At 75.2% G+C, this 17,319-nt stretch carries 16 protein-coding genes; 8 read left to right on the plus strand and 8 right to left on the minus strand.

What is annotated here, in order from left to right:
* The first annotated feature begins 118 nt into the window (after window positions 1-118).
* Window positions 119-2,515, plus strand: coding sequence for a phosphoketolase family protein (locus ENKNEFLB_RS11055; protein ID WP_214055481.1), 2,397 nt, complete (start codon window positions 119-121; stop codon window positions 2,513-2,515).
* 37 nt (window positions 2,516-2,552) lie between these two features.
* Here the strand turns inward: ENKNEFLB_RS11055 and ENKNEFLB_RS11060 are convergent, their stop codons facing one another.
* From ENKNEFLB_RS11060 to ENKNEFLB_RS11070, 3 genes are all read right to left on the minus strand, one after another.
* On the minus strand, window positions 2,553-2,981 hold the full coding sequence (locus ENKNEFLB_RS11060) for a pyridoxamine 5'-phosphate oxidase family protein (protein WP_214055482.1): 429 nt from the start codon (window positions 2,979-2,981) through the stop codon (window positions 2,553-2,555).
* A gap of 109 nt (window positions 2,982-3,090) precedes the next feature.
* Window positions 3,091-5,736: a bifunctional acetate--CoA ligase family protein/GNAT family N-acetyltransferase gene (locus ENKNEFLB_RS11065; protein WP_214055483.1), complete on the minus strand. Its 2,646-nt coding sequence runs from the start codon at window positions 5,734-5,736 to the stop codon at window positions 3,091-3,093.
* Window positions 5,733-6,326, minus strand: a complete 594-nt coding sequence (locus ENKNEFLB_RS11070) for a pyridoxamine 5'-phosphate oxidase family protein (RefSeq protein ID WP_214055484.1) — start codon at window positions 6,324-6,326, stop codon at window positions 5,733-5,735. The genes ENKNEFLB_RS11065 and ENKNEFLB_RS11070 overlap by 4 nt, the downstream gene beginning before the upstream one ends.
* A 210-nt stretch (window positions 6,327-6,536) precedes the next feature.
* Between ENKNEFLB_RS11070 and chrA the strand changes: the two genes are divergently transcribed.
* The 3 genes from chrA to ENKNEFLB_RS11085 all read left to right on the plus strand — a co-directional run bounded on the left by chrA (window position 6,537) and on the right by ENKNEFLB_RS11085 (window position 9,470).
* Window positions 6,537-7,910: a chromate efflux transporter gene (gene chrA, locus ENKNEFLB_RS11075; RefSeq protein WP_246535477.1), complete on the plus strand. Its 1,374-nt coding sequence runs from the start codon at window positions 6,537-6,539 to the stop codon at window positions 7,908-7,910.
* 169 nt (window positions 7,911-8,079) lie between these two features.
* Entirely contained in the window at window positions 8,080-8,715 is a 636-nt protein-coding gene (locus ENKNEFLB_RS11080; protein WP_214055486.1) for a SatD family protein, read from the plus strand.
* Entirely contained in the window at window positions 8,712-9,470 is a 759-nt protein-coding gene (locus ENKNEFLB_RS11085; RefSeq protein ID WP_214055487.1) for a hypothetical protein, read from the plus strand. Before ENKNEFLB_RS11080 ends, ENKNEFLB_RS11085 begins: the two co-directional genes overlap by 4 nt.
* A gap of 22 nt (window positions 9,471-9,492) precedes the next feature.
* Here the strand turns inward: ENKNEFLB_RS11085 and ENKNEFLB_RS11090 are convergent, their stop codons facing one another.
* Window positions 9,493-9,816, minus strand: coding sequence for a hypothetical protein (locus tag ENKNEFLB_RS11090; RefSeq protein WP_214055488.1), 324 nt, complete (start codon window positions 9,814-9,816; stop codon window positions 9,493-9,495).
* Between the two features lie 161 nt (window positions 9,817-9,977).
* On the opposite strand from ENKNEFLB_RS11090, the gene ENKNEFLB_RS11095 reads away from it, so the two are divergent.
* On the plus strand, window positions 9,978-10,520 hold the full coding sequence (locus ENKNEFLB_RS11095; RefSeq protein ID WP_214055489.1) for a hypothetical protein: 543 nt from the start codon (window positions 9,978-9,980) through the stop codon (window positions 10,518-10,520).
* A gap of 19 nt (window positions 10,521-10,539) precedes the next feature.
* Here the strand turns inward: ENKNEFLB_RS11095 and ENKNEFLB_RS11100 are convergent, their stop codons facing one another.
* Window positions 10,540-10,860, minus strand: coding sequence for a hypothetical protein (locus ENKNEFLB_RS11100; protein ID WP_214055490.1), 321 nt, complete (start codon window positions 10,858-10,860; stop codon window positions 10,540-10,542).
* Window positions 10,861-11,074: 214 nt separating this feature from the next.
* Between ENKNEFLB_RS11100 and ENKNEFLB_RS11105 the strand changes: the two genes are divergently transcribed.
* A complete protein-coding gene (locus ENKNEFLB_RS11105; protein WP_214055491.1) occupies window positions 11,075-12,355 on the plus strand; it encodes an HNH endonuclease signature motif containing protein in 1,281 nt (426 codons plus the stop codon).
* 197 nt (window positions 12,356-12,552) lie between these two features.
* Here the strand turns inward: ENKNEFLB_RS11105 and ENKNEFLB_RS11110 are convergent, their stop codons facing one another.
* Window positions 12,553-13,194, minus strand: a complete 642-nt coding sequence (locus ENKNEFLB_RS11110) for a hypothetical protein (protein ID WP_214055492.1) — start codon at window positions 13,192-13,194, stop codon at window positions 12,553-12,555.
* A gap of 108 nt (window positions 13,195-13,302) precedes the next feature.
* Here ENKNEFLB_RS11110 and ENKNEFLB_RS11115 point away from each other — a divergent pair, with 108 nt between their 5' ends.
* On the plus strand, window positions 13,303-13,692 hold the full coding sequence (locus ENKNEFLB_RS11115; protein WP_246535478.1) for a DUF2237 family protein: 390 nt from the start codon (window positions 13,303-13,305) through the stop codon (window positions 13,690-13,692).
* Window positions 13,693-13,699: 7 nt separating this feature from the next.
* Here the strand turns inward: ENKNEFLB_RS11115 and ENKNEFLB_RS11120 are convergent, their stop codons facing one another.
* The gene (locus tag ENKNEFLB_RS11120; RefSeq protein ID WP_214055493.1) at window positions 13,700-15,118 is read right to left on the minus strand and encodes an aminotransferase-like domain-containing protein; all 1,419 of its coding nucleotides are present in this window, start codon (window positions 15,116-15,118) and stop codon (window positions 13,700-13,702) included.
* Between ENKNEFLB_RS11120 and ENKNEFLB_RS11125 the strand changes: the two genes are divergently transcribed.
* Complete coding sequence (locus tag ENKNEFLB_RS11125) at window positions 15,117-16,085, plus strand: DMT family transporter (protein WP_214055494.1); 969 nt, start codon at window positions 15,117-15,119, stop codon at window positions 16,083-16,085. The genes ENKNEFLB_RS11120 and ENKNEFLB_RS11125 overlap by 2 nt on opposite strands.
* A gap of 88 nt (window positions 16,086-16,173) precedes the next feature.
* On the opposite strand, the gene ENKNEFLB_RS11130 is transcribed toward ENKNEFLB_RS11125, so the two are convergent.
* Complete coding sequence (locus tag ENKNEFLB_RS11130) at window positions 16,174-17,289, minus strand: AraC family transcriptional regulator (RefSeq protein WP_214055495.1); 1,116 nt, start codon at window positions 17,287-17,289, stop codon at window positions 16,174-16,176.
* Window positions 17,290-17,319 lie beyond the last annotated feature (30 nt).

Raw genomic sequence — 17,319 nt, forward strand, 5'->3', positions numbered from 1 at the left:
GTCCGGCGGAGGACCCGACCACCACGGCCGATCGGTCACCGCCGGTGGTCCTAGGTCCCGCCCTGCCGGGCCGTCGTCCCCCTGCGCGACCGACTGCCCCGGCCGCACGCTGGGAGGCATGACGACGGCCCTCGACCCGGACCGCGCGGTCCTGCCCGAGCCCCCGCGGCTCCCCGACCTGACCGGGCGTGACGCCGAGGTGGTCGACGCGTGGTGGCGCGCGGCGATGTACCTGACGGTCGCCCAGATCTACCTCCAGGAGAACGCGCTGCTGCGCGAGCCGCTGCTGGCCGCGCACATCAAGCCCCGCCTCCTCGGGCACTGGGGCACCAGCCCGGGGCTGGCCCTGGTCTACGCCCACGCCTCACGCCTGGTCCGGGAGACCGGTCAGCGCGCGGTCTACCTGGCCGGGCCCGGCCACGGCGGTCCCGCGCTCGTCGCCGCGTCCTGGCTGGAGGGGACGTGGAGCGAGACGTACCCCGACCTGACCCGTGACGCCGCCGGGCTGCGACGCCTGGTCCGACAGTTCTCCACGCCCGGCGGGATCCCGAGCCACGTCTCGGTGACCACCCCGGGGTCGATCCACGAGGGCGGCGAGCTCGGCTACGTGCTGCTGCACGCCTTCGGGGCCGTGATGGACGACCCCGGCCTGCTGGCCGTCGCCGTCGTGGGGGACGGCGAGGCCGAGACCGGCCCCCTCGAGGGGTCGTGGAAGGGGATCTCCTTCCTCGACCCGGTCCGTGACGGGGCCGTGCTGCCGGTGCTGCACCTCAACGGGGCCAAGATCAGCGGCCCCACCGTGCTGGGCCGCAAGGACCCCGCCGAGGTGCGCGCCCTGCTGAGCGGGCACGGCTACGAGGTCCTCGAGGTCGAGGGCTCCGACCTGCCCGGCATGCACCACCGGTTCGCCGCGGCGCTGGCCACCGCCTGGCAGCGGATCCGCGACATCCAGCAGGCCGCGCGGACCGGGGAGTGGGACGGGACCCGGCCGCGGTGGCCGATGATCGTGCTCCGGTCCCCGAAGGGCTGGACCGGCCCGCACGAGGTCGACGGCGTCCTGGTCGAGGGCACGTTCCGCTCCCACCAGGTGCCCCTGTCCCGGGTGCGCGAGGACCCCGCGCACCTCGCGATGCTGGAGCGGTGGCTGCGGTCGTACCGGCCCGAGGAGCTCTTCGACGCCGCCGGACGCCCCACCACGACGCTCCAGGACCCCGTCGGGGACCTGCGGCTGAGCGCCGCGCCGGCCGCCAACGGCGGCGCCACCACCCGGGCGCTGGCGCTGCGGGACCTGAGGGCGTACGCCGTCGACGTCCCGGCCCCCGGCGTGGTCCGGCAGGAGTCGACCCGCCGGCTGGGGCGGATGCTGCGCGACGTCTACGTCGACAACCCGACCAGCTTCCGGCTCTTCTGCCCCGACGAGACCACCAGCAACCGGCTGGGCGACGTCCTGGACGTCTCCGACCGTGCCTTCGCCGAACGGGTCGAGCCCGAGGACGACCACCTCGCCCACGCCGGGCGGGTGATGGAGGTGCTCTCCGAGCACAGCTGCCACGGCTGGCTGGAGGGCTACACCCTCACCGGCCGGCACGGCCTGTTCGCGACCTACGAGGCCTTCGCGATGGTCAGCGCCTCCCAGACCGTCCAGCACATGAAGTGGCTCGAGGAGGCCGCGGCGCTGCCCTGGCGGGCACCGGTGCCGAGCCTCAACCTGCTGCTCACCTCGACCGCCTGGCGCAACGATCACAACGGCTTCTCCCACCAGGGCCCCGGCCTGCTGCAGGTCGTGCTGACCCACCGCGGCTCGGTCACCCGGATCTACCTCCCGCCGGACGCCAACTGCCTGCTCGCGGTCGCCGAGCACTGCCTGGGCTCGCGCTCGTACGTGAACCTGGTGGTCATCGACAAGCAGCCGCAGCTGCAGTGGCTCGACCTCGACGCCGCGGCCGCGCACTGCGCCGCCGGCGCGGGGACCTGGGCCTGGGCCGGGCACGACCCCGGTCCTGAGGAGCCCGACGTCGTCCTGGCCTGCGCGGGGGACACCCCGACCCTGGAGACCGTCGCGGCGGCGCAGATCCTGCGGGAACGGCTGCCGCGGCTGCGCACCCGGGTGGTCAACGTCGTCGACCTGATGTCGCTGAGCCCCGACCACCCGCACGCCCTGGCCGAGACCCACTTCCGCGAGCTCTTCACCGACACCGTCGACGTGGTCTTCGCCTTCCACGGGTTCCCGGGCGCGGTCCACCAGCTGGTCCACGGCCGTCCCGCCCCGGGGCGCTTCCACGTCCGGGGGTTCATCGAGCAGGGCACCACGACCACCCCGTTCGACATGACGGTGCTGAACCGGATCTCGCGCTTCCACCTCGTCATCGAGGCGATCGAGCGGGCCCGTACGACGCCGCCCGGCGCGCAGGCCGTCGTGGACTGGTGCCACGAGCGGCTGGCCGAGCACCACGCGTACGTGCGCGAGCACTTCGAGGACCTCCCGGCGATCCGGGACTGGAGCCTCGAGGGCTGAGGTCGCACGGGTCGCACGGGCGGGCCGGTCAGGCCGGTCAGGCCGCGCGGTGGACCCGACGGCCCTGGACGTCGTCGGTGCCCAGGGTCAGCCACTGGGAGGTGAGGCCGGCCTCCCACGGCTGCGTACGGGGTGCCGACCACAGCGAGGCCAGGACGGCCGCCTCCTGCACCCGCTGCGGGACGCCGGCGACGGTGACCGACCAGGTGGGGGGCTCGCCGCCCTGCGCGTCGTCGACCTGGAAGGTCACCGGGCGCTCGCTGGCACGGCGGGCCGCGGGCCCGAAGGCGGCCGCCCGGAACCGCAGCTGTGTGTCCTGCAGCAGGTAGGTCGTCACCACCACGACCACCCGGTCGTCGACGACGAGGCAGATCCGGCCGAAGGACCGTGACCCCAGGAGCGCCCGGCAGGTGTCCGCGTCGAGCTGTTCCAGGGCCGGGCGGGCCCCTAGGCTGCGGCCCGCCACGCGTCTCCCCGTCTGCTCATGGCACCAGCCTGCGGTCTGCCGGCACACGCGGGACAGGGCACGGCGACCCTGTCGACGGGGCCGGTCGGGACCGCCCGGGCGGCTGCCCTCACGAGGTCTGCCGCAGTCGACGGGGGACACCCGGGTCGGGCGTGGTGGCGCCGTCGAGGCGCAGCTTCACGTCGACCAGGTGCACCCCGTCCACGTCGACCAGGACGGGGTTGAGGTCGAGCTCGGCGACCTCCGGCACCTCCGAGGCCAGCGCCCCGAGGGCGGTCACGGCCCGCTCGAGGGCGGTCACGTCGGCCCGGGGCGCGCCGCGGTAGCCGTCCAGCAGGGGCCAGGCCCGCAGCGACCGGATCGCCCGCGCGACGGCGCCCGGGTCGAGCGGGGGCAGCAGGAACACCCGGTCGTCCAGCAGGTCGGTGGTGGTGCCGCCCGCGGCGACCATCACGAGCGGGCCGAAGGTGGGGTCGCGGACCATGCCGAGGGCCAGCTCGACGCCCCGGGCCATCGGCTGCACCACCACGTCGACGGTGTCGGCAGGCACGCCCAGCTCGCTGCCGAACGCCGCGGCGGCCGCGGACACCTCCGTCGGCGAGGTCAGCCCGGTCCGCACCAGGCCGCGGTCCGACTTGTGCACCACGCGGGGGTCGCCGACCTTCAGCGCGACGGGGAAGCCGGCCAGGACGGCGGCCGCCACCGCGCCGGCGGGACCGCTGGCAGGCACGCCCTCGGGGTCCAGGCCGTACGGCGCGAGCAGCCGTCGGGTCGCCTCCAGGTCGAGCCACCCGGCCCCGTGCCCGGCCAGGCCACGCGCCACGGTCGCCCGCGACTCGTCGGGCGGCGCGGGGTCGGTTCGGGGGACCGCCAGCCACCCGGCGTACCGGCTCGCCCGGGCCAGCGCGTCGACCGCCTCGGGGACCCCGCCCAGCGACGTGACGCCCGGGACGCGGGGGACGTCGCCACCGGTCCCGATCGTGACCAGCAGGACCGGCACGCCCGGACGCGTGGCCCGGGCGTCCGCGAGGGCCGCGGCCAGCGGGCCGGGGTCGGCGACGAGGGTCTCGACGAGGACGACCAGCAGGGCGTCCACCTCGTCCGAGGCCAGCACCTGCTCCACCACGGCGGCCAGCAGACCGGGCTCGGCGCCGGCCCCGAGGTCGACCGGGTTGGTCGCGCCGGCCAGGCCCGGGGCGACGGCGTCGAGCCGGCCCCGGAGGTCGTCGGTGAACGGGGCGACGACCAGACCGGCCCCGTCGGCCGCGTCGGCGGCCAGCACCCCGGCGCCGCCGGCGTTGGTGACGACGGCGACCCGCGGGCCCGCCGGGTACGGCTGCTCGGTCAGCACCAGCGCCGTCGCCGCCACCTCCTCCACGGAGCGGCACACGACCACGCCGGCGTGACCGGCGAGGGCGTCCACCGCGGTCGAGGACGTGGCGGTGGCAGCGGTGTGGGAGGCGCCCGCGCGCCGACCGCCGGCGGAGCGCCCGCCGGAGACGAGCAGGAGCGGCTTGGTCTCGGAGAAGCGGCGCGCCAGGCGGGCCAGCTTGGGGGCGTTGCCGAAGGACTCGAGGTACAGCGCCGCCGCCGTGACCTCCGGGTCGTCCATCCACGCGCAGAGCAGGTCGTTGCCGGACACGTCGGCCTTGTTGCCGAGGGAGACGAAGCTCCGCACGCCCAGGCCGGTGCGTCGGGCGACGTCGAGCAGCGCCACGCCCACGCCGCCCGACTGCGAGGCGACGGCGAGCCCGCCGACCGGGGGCACCAGGTCGGTGAAGGTGGCGTTGAGCCGGACGGCGGGGTCGTTGGCCACCACCCCGAGGCAGTTCGGCCCCACCAGCCGGATGCTGTGGGAGCGGGCCAGCCGGACCAGCTCGCGCTGCTGCTCGGCCCCGGCGGGGCCGGTCTCGGCGAAGCCGGAGGAGACGACCACGACCGCGCGGGCCCCGGCGGCCGCGGCGTCGAGCAGCACCGCGGCGACGGCCGGGGTCGGCACCGCCACGACGACGAGGTCGACGGGCCCGGGTGCGTCGGCCACGCGCGCGACCGCCGGGACGCCGGCGACCTCGGCGGCGGTGGGGTGCACCGCGACGAGCGACCCGGTGAAGCCGCCCCGGACGACCGACCCGAGGACCGCGGCGCCGATGCCGACGCCGTCGCGGCGCGCCCCGACGACGGCCACCCCGGCGGGCCGGGAGAGGGCCGAGAGGGACCGGACCTCCGAGGTGATCTCGCGCCGGTCCGCCGCCGCGACGGCGGCCGCCGACGCGGCGGTCGACATCCGCACCTCGACCACGCCCTGCTCGGTCACCCGCTCGACGGTGAAGCCGGCCGCGCGGAAGACCTGGGTCATCGCCCCGTTCTCGGCGAGCACGTCGGCGGTGAAGCGGCGCACGCCGAGGTCCCGGCCGGCCGCGGCGAGGTGCTCCAGCAGGAGCGCGCCGAGCCCGTGGCCGCGGTGGTCGTCGGCGACCAGGAACGCGACCTCCGCGGTGGCGGGGTCGATCCGCTCGGCGGTGGCCAGCGCGACGACCCGGCCCCGGACCAGCGCGACGAGGGCGATCGCGGGCGGGGTGTCGGAGAAGAGGTGCGCGACGTACTCCTGGCCCAGGCGGCGCCCGAGGGCGAAGAACCGGAACCGGAAGCTGCCGTCCGAGACGCCGTCGTGCAGCCGCCCCAGCGCCTCGCGGTCGTCCGGACGTACCGGGCGGACCACGGCCACCGTGCCGTCGTCCAGGAGGACGTCGCTCACCGGGACGCGGGTCCCGCGGGTGTCGCCGGGTGCCGCTGGATGCTGCCGGGCCGGCCCTGGCCGGTGGCGGGGGAGACGTCGGCCTGGTGCAGGACCCGCCCGGTGACGGTGGTGGGGAACAGCGCGAACGTCATCCAGCGCAGGCCCTCGGGCCACGGCGCGGGGTCGGGCCAGTCGCCCGGCGTCTCGCCGGGCCCGGCCACGACGTGCTCGGCGTGCCCGCGCACCAGCACGCTCCAGCCGGTGTGCGCGTGCTCGTCGACGTGGTCGACCTCGAAGGCGGCCTGCTGGTGGGGCAGGTGGATGGCCAGCTGGTCGTAGGAGGCGGTGCGGACCCAGATCCGGCCCTCCGCGACGCGGTAGTTCAGCGGCACGATCACCGGGCCGTCGCGGTCGACGTAGGCCATCCGGCCCACGGTGCCGCGCGCCAGGTGCTCCCAGCACTGCTCCGTCGTCATCTCGCTCAGCGCCCCGCGGGCGGGGGTGCCGGGGTGGAGGCCGCGGTGGGGGCCGGGGTGGGGGCCGGGGTGGTGCTCATGCGCGCTCCTCTGCTCGGTGACGGGCGTGGCGCCCGGTGCTTCCCACCTCACCCGCCGGACGGTCCGGGGGGCAGGGCCGAAGGTCGCGACGTACCGGGCAGACCGACCCGCCGAGATGACACTTGCGGCGCCTCGAGATGACGCTCGCGGCGCCGCGAGATGACGCTCGCGGCGCCGCGAGATGACGCTCGCGGCGCCTCGAGCCGAGGTCGGACGGACGGCCCGGTTGACCACGGCCCCGGGCTCGCGGACGATCCACCCGTGGCCCCGTCGTCCCCGCCGCCCCCCGTCCGCGACGTGGTCCCGCTCCGCGAGGCCGCCCGGGCGTGGTTCGCCATCTCCCTGCAGACCTTCGGCGGCCCCGCCGGCCAGATCGCGGTGATGCAGCGCACCCTGGTCGAGGAGAAGCGGTGGATCGGCCAGCAGCGGTTCCTCTTCGCGCTGTCCTACTGCACCCTGCTGCCGGGCCCGGAGGCGCAGCAGCTGGCGACGTACGTCGGGTGGTTGCTCAACGGCGTCCGGGGCGCCCTGGTCGCCGGGATCCTGTTCATCCTCCCCGGGGTCGTCTCGCTGCTGGTGCTGTCGGGGATCTACGTCGCCTTCGGTGACACCACCGTGGTGGAGTCGCTGTTCCTGGGACTGGCGCCGGCGGTGATCGCGATCGTCGCCCAGGCCGTGGTCCGGGTCGCCCGGAAGGGCCTGACCCACCCGGCGCTGGTGGCCCTGGCGGTCGCCGCGTTCCTGGCCCTGACCCTGTTCTCGGTGCCCTTCCCCGCCGTCGTGGCCGCGGCGGCGCTCGTCGGATGGCTCCTCGGGCGGGTGCTCCCGGGTGTCGGCCGGCCGTCGGGGGCGGTCGCGGACGACGGCCCGGCGCCACTCATCAGCGACGACGCCCTCCACACCGAGCGGCCGTCGGGACGCCGCGCGACGGTGGTCCTCGCCGTCGGGCTCACGCTCTGGGCCGCGCCGGTCGTCCTGGCCGGGCTCGTCTTCGGGCGGTCCAGCATCTACGTCGACCAGGGCCTGTTCTTCTCCGGTGCGGCGGTGGTGACGTTCGGCGGTGCGTACGCGGTCCTGGCCTACGTCGCCCAGCAGGCCGTCGAGGTGTACGGCTGGCTGGCCCCGGGCGAGATGGTCCGCGGCCTGGCCCTGGCCGAGACCACCCCGGGGCCGCTGATCATGGTGGTGCAGTTCGTCGCGTTCGTCGGCGCCTACCGGGCGCCGGGGGAACTCGACCCGTGGGTGGCGGCGGTCCTGGCGTCGCTGCTGGTGACCTGGGTGACGTTCGTGCCGTGCTTCCTGTTCATCCTGCTGGGGGCGCCCTACGTCGAGCGTCTCCGCGGCAACCGGTCGCTCGCGACCGCGCTCACCGGCATCACCGCCGCCGTGGTCGGCGTCATCGCCAACCTCGGCGTCTACTTCGCGCTGCACACCCTCTTCGCCGAGACCGACCGCGTCGGGGCCGGCCCGCTCGACCTCGAGCTCCCGGTCCTGGACTCGGTCCAGTGGCCTGCGGTGGCCATCACCGGTCTGGGGTTCGCGCTGATCTTCTGGCGGGGCTGGTCGGTGCTGCGGACCCTCGGGGCGTGCGCGCTGACCGGGGTCGTCGTGGGGCTGGTGCTGGCAGCGGTCTGAGGCTGGACACCGGGTCTAGGGTGAGGACGTCGCCGAGATCCCCCCTCGCGGTGACCACGCGGCGTCAGCCCAGCCCTCGCCGGCGCCGCGTCGCCCCCGGTGTCCCGCCCCGGGTTCCGCCCCGAGGATCTGCCTTAACTTCGCGACAGTTCAGGCATATGCTGAACAGATGGTCGTCCTGCACACCCTGATCGGCGATGTCGTGGACTCCCGGTCGATCGAGGACCGCGCCGCGTTCCAGGACCACCTCGCGACCGTGCTCGACCAGGTCACGGCCGCGCTGCGGCCCGAGCAGCCACTCGAACCCACGGTCGGCGACGAGCTCCAGGGCGCCTTCACCTCGGTCTCCGACGCCGTGCTCGCCTCGTTGCTGGTCCGGCTCGCGCTGCTGCCGGCGTACGACGTGCGGTGCGGGCTCGGCCACGGGGAGGTCGCCGTGCACGGCCGGCGCCGTCCGCTGCTGCAGGACGGCCCCGGGTGGTGGACGGCCCGCGACGCCCTCGACGTGCTCGGACGGCCGCGTCGCGCGGCCCAGCGCACCTGGTACGTCGGCCCCGACCAGGGGCGCGTCAACGCCTTCCTGCTGACCAGGGACGCCCTGGTGGACCGGCTCGGCCCCCGGGGACAGCGGCTGCTCGCCGCCGCCGTCACCGGCGCGAGCCAGGTCGAGATCGCCGCGGCCGAGGGCATCAGCCGGTCCGCGGTGAGCCAGCAGTTCGCGCGGGGTGTCGGTGCCCTGCGCGAGGCTCATCTCAGCTTCGCCGCCGGCGAGGGCGACATCGAGAGCGAGGGGGACCGCGGGTGAGCCTGGTCCTGGTCGGTCTCTGGCTGGCGGCCATCGGCGCGAGCGACCTGCTGCGGGCCTCCCAGGACGTCGTGACCCCGCGTCGGCTCCTCGCCTGCCTCGGGGTGGCGACCACGGTGCTGCTCGTCGGACTGCTGCGGCTGGACCCCGGAGTGGGGCCCGGGGCCCTGCTGCTCGCCGTGCTCGGCGGCCTCGTCGCGACCTGGTTGGTCTCCTCCACGCTCGCCCTCGACCCCCGCCGTACCCCGCAGCAGCGCGACGTGGGCCGTGCGGTGGCCTTCGCCGCCCTCGCCGTCGGCGGGCTGACGGCCCTGCTCGGCGTCCAGGCCGTCACCACGACGCTGACCTGGCCCGACGTCCTGAGCCGCACCGTCGCGGCCCGCTGGCCGGCCGCCGACCTCGTCGTGGCCACGGGCGTGGTGCTGGCACAGCTGGTCACCGCCAACATCGTCGTACGCCTGCTGCTCGACGCGGTCGGCGTGCCGGCCACCACGAACGAAAAGCGGCTCAAGGGCGGGCGGGTGCTGGGCCCCATGGAGCGGATCCTGATCGTGGGTCTCGGTGCGCTCGGCGAGCTGACCGCCGCTGCGATCGTGGTCGCCGCGAAGGGCCTGCTGCGCTTCCCCGAGCTGCAGCGAGCGCAGCGCGGACCGGAGGCGGACGGCCCGAGCGACGTCTCGGAGTACTTCCTGATCGGCAGCCTGGCGAGCTGGCTGGTCGCGCTGGGCGGCGCCGCGCTGATCCACCTCGCCTGAGCGCGTGCCGAGCCGGCACCGCTCAGGCGGTGGCGGAACGGATCTGCTCGGCGAGCTTCTCGGCCGAGCGGGCGTTCTTCTTGCCGTCCAGGAGTGCCTTGCGACGCCCCGGGAGGGTGTCCACCGTCAGCTCTACCCGCGAGCCGGCTGCGGTCGGCGTGACGCGGACGCGGGCGTCGAGCTCCCAGCTCAGCATCGTCTTGCGGGTGACGAAGGAGATGGTGCGGCCGTCGGGGGTCTGGTCGCCGGGGCGGTGCTTGTTCTCGGCGACGACCTGGTGGACGCCCGCGGCCACCGCCTCCGGACGGGCAGCGATCTCGAACGTCGTGGTGGCAGAGGAATCCATGTCGTCTCCAGGGGTGGGGAGGGGGGAGCGGGGGCAGGAGGTGCGGGTGGTGACGATCCTCCCCCCACCCGCACCTAGCGTCGAGCGCACCGCGCCGCACGTGCTCGCCCAGAGAACGAGTGCAGGCCGCGCCTGATCTCATCGCCTCCAGGAGGAAAACCATGTCCCAGCGCAACACCACCGTCCGCAGCCTCCACGACCTCGGCCTCGCCGGCTGGTTCGGCGGCTCCCTGATGGGTGCGGTCGGCCTCAACGGTGCCGCGGCCCAGGCCCAGGACCCGCGCGAGCGTCTCAGCCTGTCGGCCGAGGGCTGGAAGCGCTGGGCCCCGGTCAACGCCGCCGCGATCGGCGCGCACGCCGTCGGCGGCGCCGGTCTCATCCTCGCCAACCGACGCCGCGTGCGCCAGCAGGACGAGGCCGCCGCCAACACCGCGATCAAGCTCGCCCTCACCGTCACCGCGGCCGGTCTCACCGCCTACAGCGGCGTGCTCGGCGCGAAGGTGCAGAAGGAGAGCGACCAGGGCGGCAAGGGTGCCACCGAGCCGTCCGACCAGGCCTCCGCCGGCCTCGCCGCGGCCCAGCGCCAGCTGCAGGCCGTGCAGTGGGCCATCCCCGCGATCACCGGCGTGCTCGTCGTGATGGGTGCCCAGCAGGGCGAGCAGCAGCGCCCGTCGCAGCAGCTGCGCACCCGCCTCGGCCGCTGAACGGCTCGCGCCGGGGTCGCTAGGACGCGCCGTCGGGGCGTCGTACGACGACGGCCCCGGCGTTGTCCGGCCACCCCGGCGGGGTGGCGACCTGCTTGAGGCGACCCACGGTCGTCTGGCCCCCGCCGGCGGAGAACGTGTCACCCACCGCATAGCGGGAGCCGGCGTACGTCAGGTGCGTGCCGTCCCAAGAGACGTCCTCCCGGTGGGCGACGAGCAGCGAGCTGCCGAGCGTCACCGCGCCGTGGAAGACCCCGAGGCGACCCAGCAGGATGCCCGGCAGCTGGGGGGCCCGCTCGTACGTCGTCAGCACGGCGTCACTGCGATCGGCTTCAGGCACGCCTTGGATCGTAGTGATCGGTGGGGGCGCGGGCCGAGGGGGTGAGCTCCCCGCCTCGCGGTGCGGGAGCGAGTGTAGTGAGCGCCTCTCGAGACCATCACTGCAAGCCTGTTAACGAACCTTTGATCGAATGTGGCCGTACTGGGTGTGCAAAACTGCCTCTGACCTGTTGAAACACCCCAGAACTGTCGGTGGCGAGTGCTTGGATTGATCCATGGCCACCGACAACGACACCACCACCGCACACCCCGTGCCGGCCGGTGTCCGCGCCCTGTCGGCGAGCGTGACGGCGTTGGCGGAGCGGCCGCTGTTCGCGTTGGACGCCGCCACCACCCGGCAGACGATCGTGGCCCTGTCCGAGCTGAAGTCGCGCCTCGCGGCCTACGAGTACGCCGTCCTGGCCCACGCCGAGGAGGTCCAGGTCGGCGCCGACACCGGCTGCACCTCCACCGGTGTCTGGGCCGCCAACGCCACCCGCTCGCCGAAGAACGTCACCGCCGCCCAGGTGAAGCTGGCCACCGCCCTGGAGTCCCGGTGGCACCGTGTGCGGGACGCGCTGGCCGACGGTGTCATGAACCCCGATCAGGTCCGGGTCGTGGTGAACGCGTTGGAGGACCTCCCCGACGACCTCGACGCAGCCCTCCTGGTCCAGGCCGAGGAGGCACTGGTCGCCTACGCCGTCGAGTTCGCTCCCACCGAGCTCAAGCAGCTCGGCGCGCACATCCTGACCCTGATCGCACCGCAGGTCGGTGAGGAGATCGACCGCAAGAGGCTCGAAGCCGCTGAGGCGAAGGCCGCGCAGAAGCGCAGGTTCACGCTGTCGTTCGACGGGCACGGCACCGCGCACGGGCGGTTCACGATCCCCGAAGTCCAAGGGCAGATGCTGCAGAAGCTCCTCCACGGGTTCGCTGCCCCTGGCCACGTCAACTGCACCTCCGCCAGCGACGACCCCGAGGGTGGGAAGCGGGAGTGGGTCAAGGGCCGCCCGTCGGCGCAGAAGCTGGGTGAGGCGTTCTGCGAGCTCATCGAGAACTACCCCCGCACGAGCGCACCGAAGGTCGGGGGAACGTCCGCGACGGTCGTGGTCGCGACGTTCCTCAAGGATCTCCAGGACGGCCTCGGGACCGCCACCCTGGACACCGGTGGGGAGATGACGGTCGCGCAGGTCCGGCGTCTGGCGTGCGAGGCCGAGATCATCCCGGTCGTCCTCGGCGGCGACGGGGAGATCCTCGACCTCGGCGACGGCAAGCGGTTGTTCTCCACCCCGCAACGGATCGCGATCGCGCTGCGTGACACGACGTGCACCGCCAGAGGCTGTGACTGGCCCGCCTACCTGTGCCATTTCCATCACGACACCTGGGTCTCCAAGGGTGGCAAGACCGACCTCAAGGACGGGCGGCTGCTGTGTCCGCACCACCACGCCCGCGCCCACGACCCCACCTACGACATGACCGTCCACGCCGACAACGAGGTCACCTTCCACCGACGGACATAAGCCGACCCAGCTCGGTCGATGGGTGATCTGCACCCACCAGGTGCACGGGGATCACCCATCGACCTGCGGAGGTTGGTCTCGAGACGCTCGCTGCGCTCGCTCCTCGACCACCCGGGTTCGACCGACCCCGTACCCGTCCGAAACCGCTACGCCGCGCCCAGGGTCGCTCGTCACCGGGTCTCGAGACACCCCGGAGGTCAGGCGTCGGTGTGCCGCGAACGCTCGGCGAGTCGTACTGCCGCGTGCAGGACCAGGCCGGCCTCCTCTGGGTCGGACACGGCCCGCTCCGGCACCGCGCCGCCGAGCAGCGCCGCCGGGCCGGTCAGCCACGCCCACACCCGCCACGGGTCCATCCCGGCGGCCAGCAGCGGCTCGAGCACCGGGGCGAGGTCGGCCCTCACCTCTCCGTCCGCCGTGAGCTGGAAGGCGGGGATGAGGACCTGCTCCCCGGCGTTCACCAGCAGGAGCCGGTGGGTCGACGCGGCCTTGTGCACCGCGAACCGGGTCGCGTCCACGCTCGTCCCGCGGACCTCTGCGAGCGAGGGGTAGTCGTGCCAGCGGCCCGCCAACAGCTCCTCCCGCACCCTTGCCCGGCGGGCGACCTGGACCAGGCCGACGGGGACGGCGTGCTCCGGCTGGGAGCCCTGCTGGCGGAGCAGCGCGTCGAGCCGTTCGATCTCGTCGTCGCTCAGCGCCCGGCCGGTGAGCGGGTCGGTCCATCCCGCACGGCCCTGGTCGTCCCGGGCCACGGTCGGCAGACCGGACTCCGCCAGGGCGTCGGCGAGGCCCAGGGCCTCCAGCCGGGCAGCGAGGCGGTCACCAGGGCGTTCGTCGGTCATGCGCCCCAGCCTGCCCCACCCCTCGCAGCGCCGCCCGGCCCCGGTGCTCGCCGTGCCCCCTCCAGCCGGGCGGACCGTCCAGATCCCGGCAGGTGGGAGGATGGTGCGGTGAGCGAGCGCAACGTCCTCGGCGGCGAGCTGGAGCCCTGCGGCACCGACCCGATGACCGGGTTCTTCCGCGACGGGTGCTGCCGCACCGGCGAGCAGGACCAGGGCAGCCACACGATCTGCGCGGTCGCCACCGCGGAGTTCCTGGACCACCAGCGCAGCATCGGCAACGACCTGTCTCGGCCGATGCCGGCGTACTCGTTCCCCGGCCTCGTACCGGGGGACCGCTGGTGCGTCACGGCCCTCAACTGGGCGCGGGCCCACCGCGACGGCGTGGCGGCCCCGGTGGTGCTCGCCTCCACCAACGAGGCCGTGCTGCGGCTGGTGCCGCTCGAGCTCCTGCAGCAGCACGCGGTGGACGTGCCCTCCGATCCGAGCGGGCTCGTCTGAGCCGGTGTCACCGACCGGGGGCCGCCGCTGCGAGCTCCCGGCCGAGGATGCGCGCGCCCTCGGCGAAGTCCGCCGGGCGGGGGCCGGCGAAACCCAGCCGGAGGTACGGCGCGGGCGGCTCGGCGGGGAACCAGTCGGCGCCGTCGGCGACGGCCAGACCGGCGCGGCTGCAGCGCTGCACCAGGTCCGGTACGTCCGTGCCGGCCGGCAGGCGTAGCCACAGGTTGAGCCCGCCTGCAGGGACCTGCTCGAGCACGCCGTCCGGCACGTGCTCGCGCAGCGCGCCGGCCAGCAGGTCCCGCCGGCCGTGGAGCTGCTCGCGCAGGCGTCGCAGGTGGGTGCGCCACCCGGGCTGGGTCACCACGTCGAGGGCGGCGGCCTGCAGCAGACCGCTGACGTAGAGCGACTCCGCGGCCCGGTCGGCGAGGACCCGCTCTCGTACGGGCCCCCGGGCCACCAGTGCGGCGACCCGCAGCGAGGGGGACACGCTCTTGGTCAGCGAGCGCAGGTAGACCACGTGGCCCGTGTCGTCGAGCGACGCCAGCGGCAGCGGGGTGGTGGTGATGCCGAGGTCGTGCGCCCAGTCGTCCTCCACCAGGAAGGCGTCGTGCGCCCGGGCGACCGCGAGCACCTCGGCCCCGCGGGCCGGGGTCCACTGCGCCCCGGTGGGGTTGGCGTAGTGCGGCTGCACGTAGCAGGCCCGTGCCCCGGTCTCGGCGAAGGCGCGGTCGAGCCGGGCCGGGTCCGGCCCGTCGTGCCCGCTGGGTACCGCCACCACCCGCACCCCGGCCTGCTCGGCGGCGCGCAGGGCGCCCCAGTAGGTGGGGGACTCCACCAGCAGCGCCTCTCCCGGGGCCACCAGGGCGCGGAAGACCGAGCTCAGGCCGCTCTGGCTGCCGGGCAGGACGACCACCTCGTGCGCGGCGGGCGGCGTCACGTCCACCGGGGTGGTGGTGGCCAGCTCCGAGGCGAACCAGGCGCGCAGCCCCGGCAGGCCCTCGCTCGGCGGCCGGACCAGCGCCGCGTCGGACCGGGCGGCCCGGCCGAGGGCGGCGCGCACCAGCCGCTCCGGCAGCAGGGCGGGGTCGGGGTAGCCGGAGTGCAGGGCGATCACGTCGTCCGACGTCGTGCGCAGCGCCGCGGGCACACCGGGGGAGCGGGCCGGGGGCGGGCGCAGGGCCGCGGTCTGCCAGCCGAGGTCGGCGGTGCGCACCGGGCGTGCGGCGCGCACGAACGTGCCCGCGCCCGGACGGGTCTCCACGAGTCCCTGCGTCGACAGCGTCCGCAGCGCCCGCTGCACGGTGACCGGGCTGGCGCCGTGCTCGGCGACCAGGGCCCGCGTCGACGGCAGCCGCGACCCCGGGGCGGCCGTGCCGATCCACTCCCGCAGCGCCGCCGCGATCCGTCCGCTGCTATCGTCATCCATGAACAAGCATGATAGCGCTACTATCAGACGGGCTTCACCGCTTCCCCCACGGCTCGTCGGCCCGGCCTGGGGTCTTCTCGGGGTCGTCGGCTTCTCGCTGACGGTGCCGCTGACCCGACTGGCCGTCGCCGACCTGCCGCCGCTGCTGGTCGGGTGCGGCCGGGCCGTGGTCGCCGCGCTCCTGGCCGGGCTGTGCCTGGCACTGACCCGCCAGCGGCTGCCGACCAGCCACCAGTGGGGCCGGCTGGCCGTCGTCGGCGGCGGGGTCGTCGTGGGGTTCCCGATGCTCACCTCCTTCGCGCTGACCTCCGTGCCGGCCACCCACGGCGCCGTCGTGATCGCCGTGCTGCCGGCGGCGACGGCGGTCGCCACCGTGCTGCGCACCGGGGAGCGTCTGCCGCCCGTCTTCTGGGTCGCCGCCCTCGCGGGCGCGGCGGCCGCGATGGTCTTCGCGGGGCTGCAGGGCGCCGGCCCGGACCGGGTCGGGTGGGCCGACCTGCTGCTGCTCGGCGCCGTGGTCGCGGCGGCCACGGGGTACGCCGAGGGCGGACTGCTGGCCCGCGAGATCGGTGCGTGGCAGACCGTGTCGTGGGCGCTGGTGCTCTGCGTGCCGCTGACGGCCACGCTCACGGCCGTCTCCCTCGTCGACCAGGGGCTCCCGTCGGCCGGCCCGTCGGCCTGGGCGGCCTTCGGCTACCTCGGGGTCGTCAGCACGTTCCTGGCCTTCGTCGCGTGGTACCGCGGCCTGGGCATCGGCCCGATGGCCTCCGTCAGCCAGGTCCAGCTCGCGCAGCCGGTGGTCAGCCTCGGCTGGGCCGCCCTGCTGCTGGGCGAGCAGGTCGGGCCGACCACCCTGCTCGGCGGCCTCGTGGTGGTCGGCTGCGCCGCGGGCGCGGTGCGCGTACGCCTCGCGGCGTCCCACCCCATACCCCGTCCGGCGCCCCGGGCCGCTTCACTGCCCGGGTGACCGGCCGGCCGGCCGGAGCCGGCTGTAACGCTGTGTTACTCCATCTCGCGCATCGTCACGACACCGCACCAGATGAAGTAACACAGCGTTACAGCGCGCCCAGCGCGCCCAGCGCGCCCGGCACGCCCGGCACGCCCGGCACGCCCGGCACGCCCGGCCCGGACCGGCCGACCCGCCGCACCTCCCGCGGCGTCCGCCCGAACCACCGGCGGCAGGCCCGGGTGAGCACCGACTGCTCGGCCAGGCCGAGCAGGCCGGCGACCTGGCTGAGCGGCAGGTCGGTGTCGAGGAGGTAGCCCTCGGCCGCCCGGCGCCGCTCCGCGTCCAGGACGGCGGCGAAGGTGGTGCCCTCGGCGGCCAGGCGGCGCTGCAGGGTGCGGGCGTGCAGGCCGAGCAGGCGGGCGACGGCGGCGACCTCCGGCGTCCCGGTCCCGAGCAGCTCCCGGACGGCGCCGTGCACCCGCGGCGCCACGGTGTCGTCGAGCGCCGGCGACTGCCGGTCCAGGAACTCCAGGGCGAGTCGGCGGACCGTCTCGTCGCGCCCCGAGAGCGGCAGCGCGCCCAGGCTGCTGGGCAGCCGCAGCATCGCCGCCGGCCGGCCGAAGCGGACCCGGGCGCCGAAGAACTCCTCGTAGGCCGCGGCCGGTGCGACGGGGTCGTAGGGCAGGTCCACGGTGCGCAGGCCGTACGTGCCCCCGACCAGCGTGCCGATGTTGCGGTGCAGGGAGGCCAGGCTCAGGTCGGTGCCCTGCCGCGGCGGGACGATGCCGGCCGGGGTCACGTCCAGGCGCAGCCCCTCGACCCCCCGCACGCCGTCGGGGTCGGGGACCGAGGTGATCCGCATCGCGGGGGCGTGGACGAAGAGGTAGCGCGTGCTGCACGCCAGCGCGTCGGCCACGGTGGGGGAGTTCTCGATGGCCAGCGCCAGCGGGCCGAGCAGGGAGAGGTCCTGGCGCCGGGCGATCCGCAGCCCGAGGTCGGGCCGGTCCAGCTCGGCAGCCGCCAGCTCGAGCACCCCGGCCAGCGCCAGGTCGGGCACCAGCAGGTCGTCGGTGTCGAGCGCCGCCGGGTCCAGCCCGGACCGCCGGGCCAGCGCCTCCGCGTCGCCCCCGAGCGCGGTGACCTCGTCGCGGAACCCGCGCAGCCCGGCGGAGCGGATGACCGACATGTCGTCCAGGATCAACGACTTGTCGCGCAGGATCAAGAATGGCGGTGTCCGACGGCGCAGGATGGA

The sequence above is a fragment of the Nocardioides aquaticus genome, from assembly GCF_018459925.1.
In the GTDB taxonomy this organism is placed as follows: Bacteria; Actinomycetota; Actinomycetes; order Propionibacteriales; family Nocardioidaceae; genus Nocardioides; species Nocardioides aquaticus.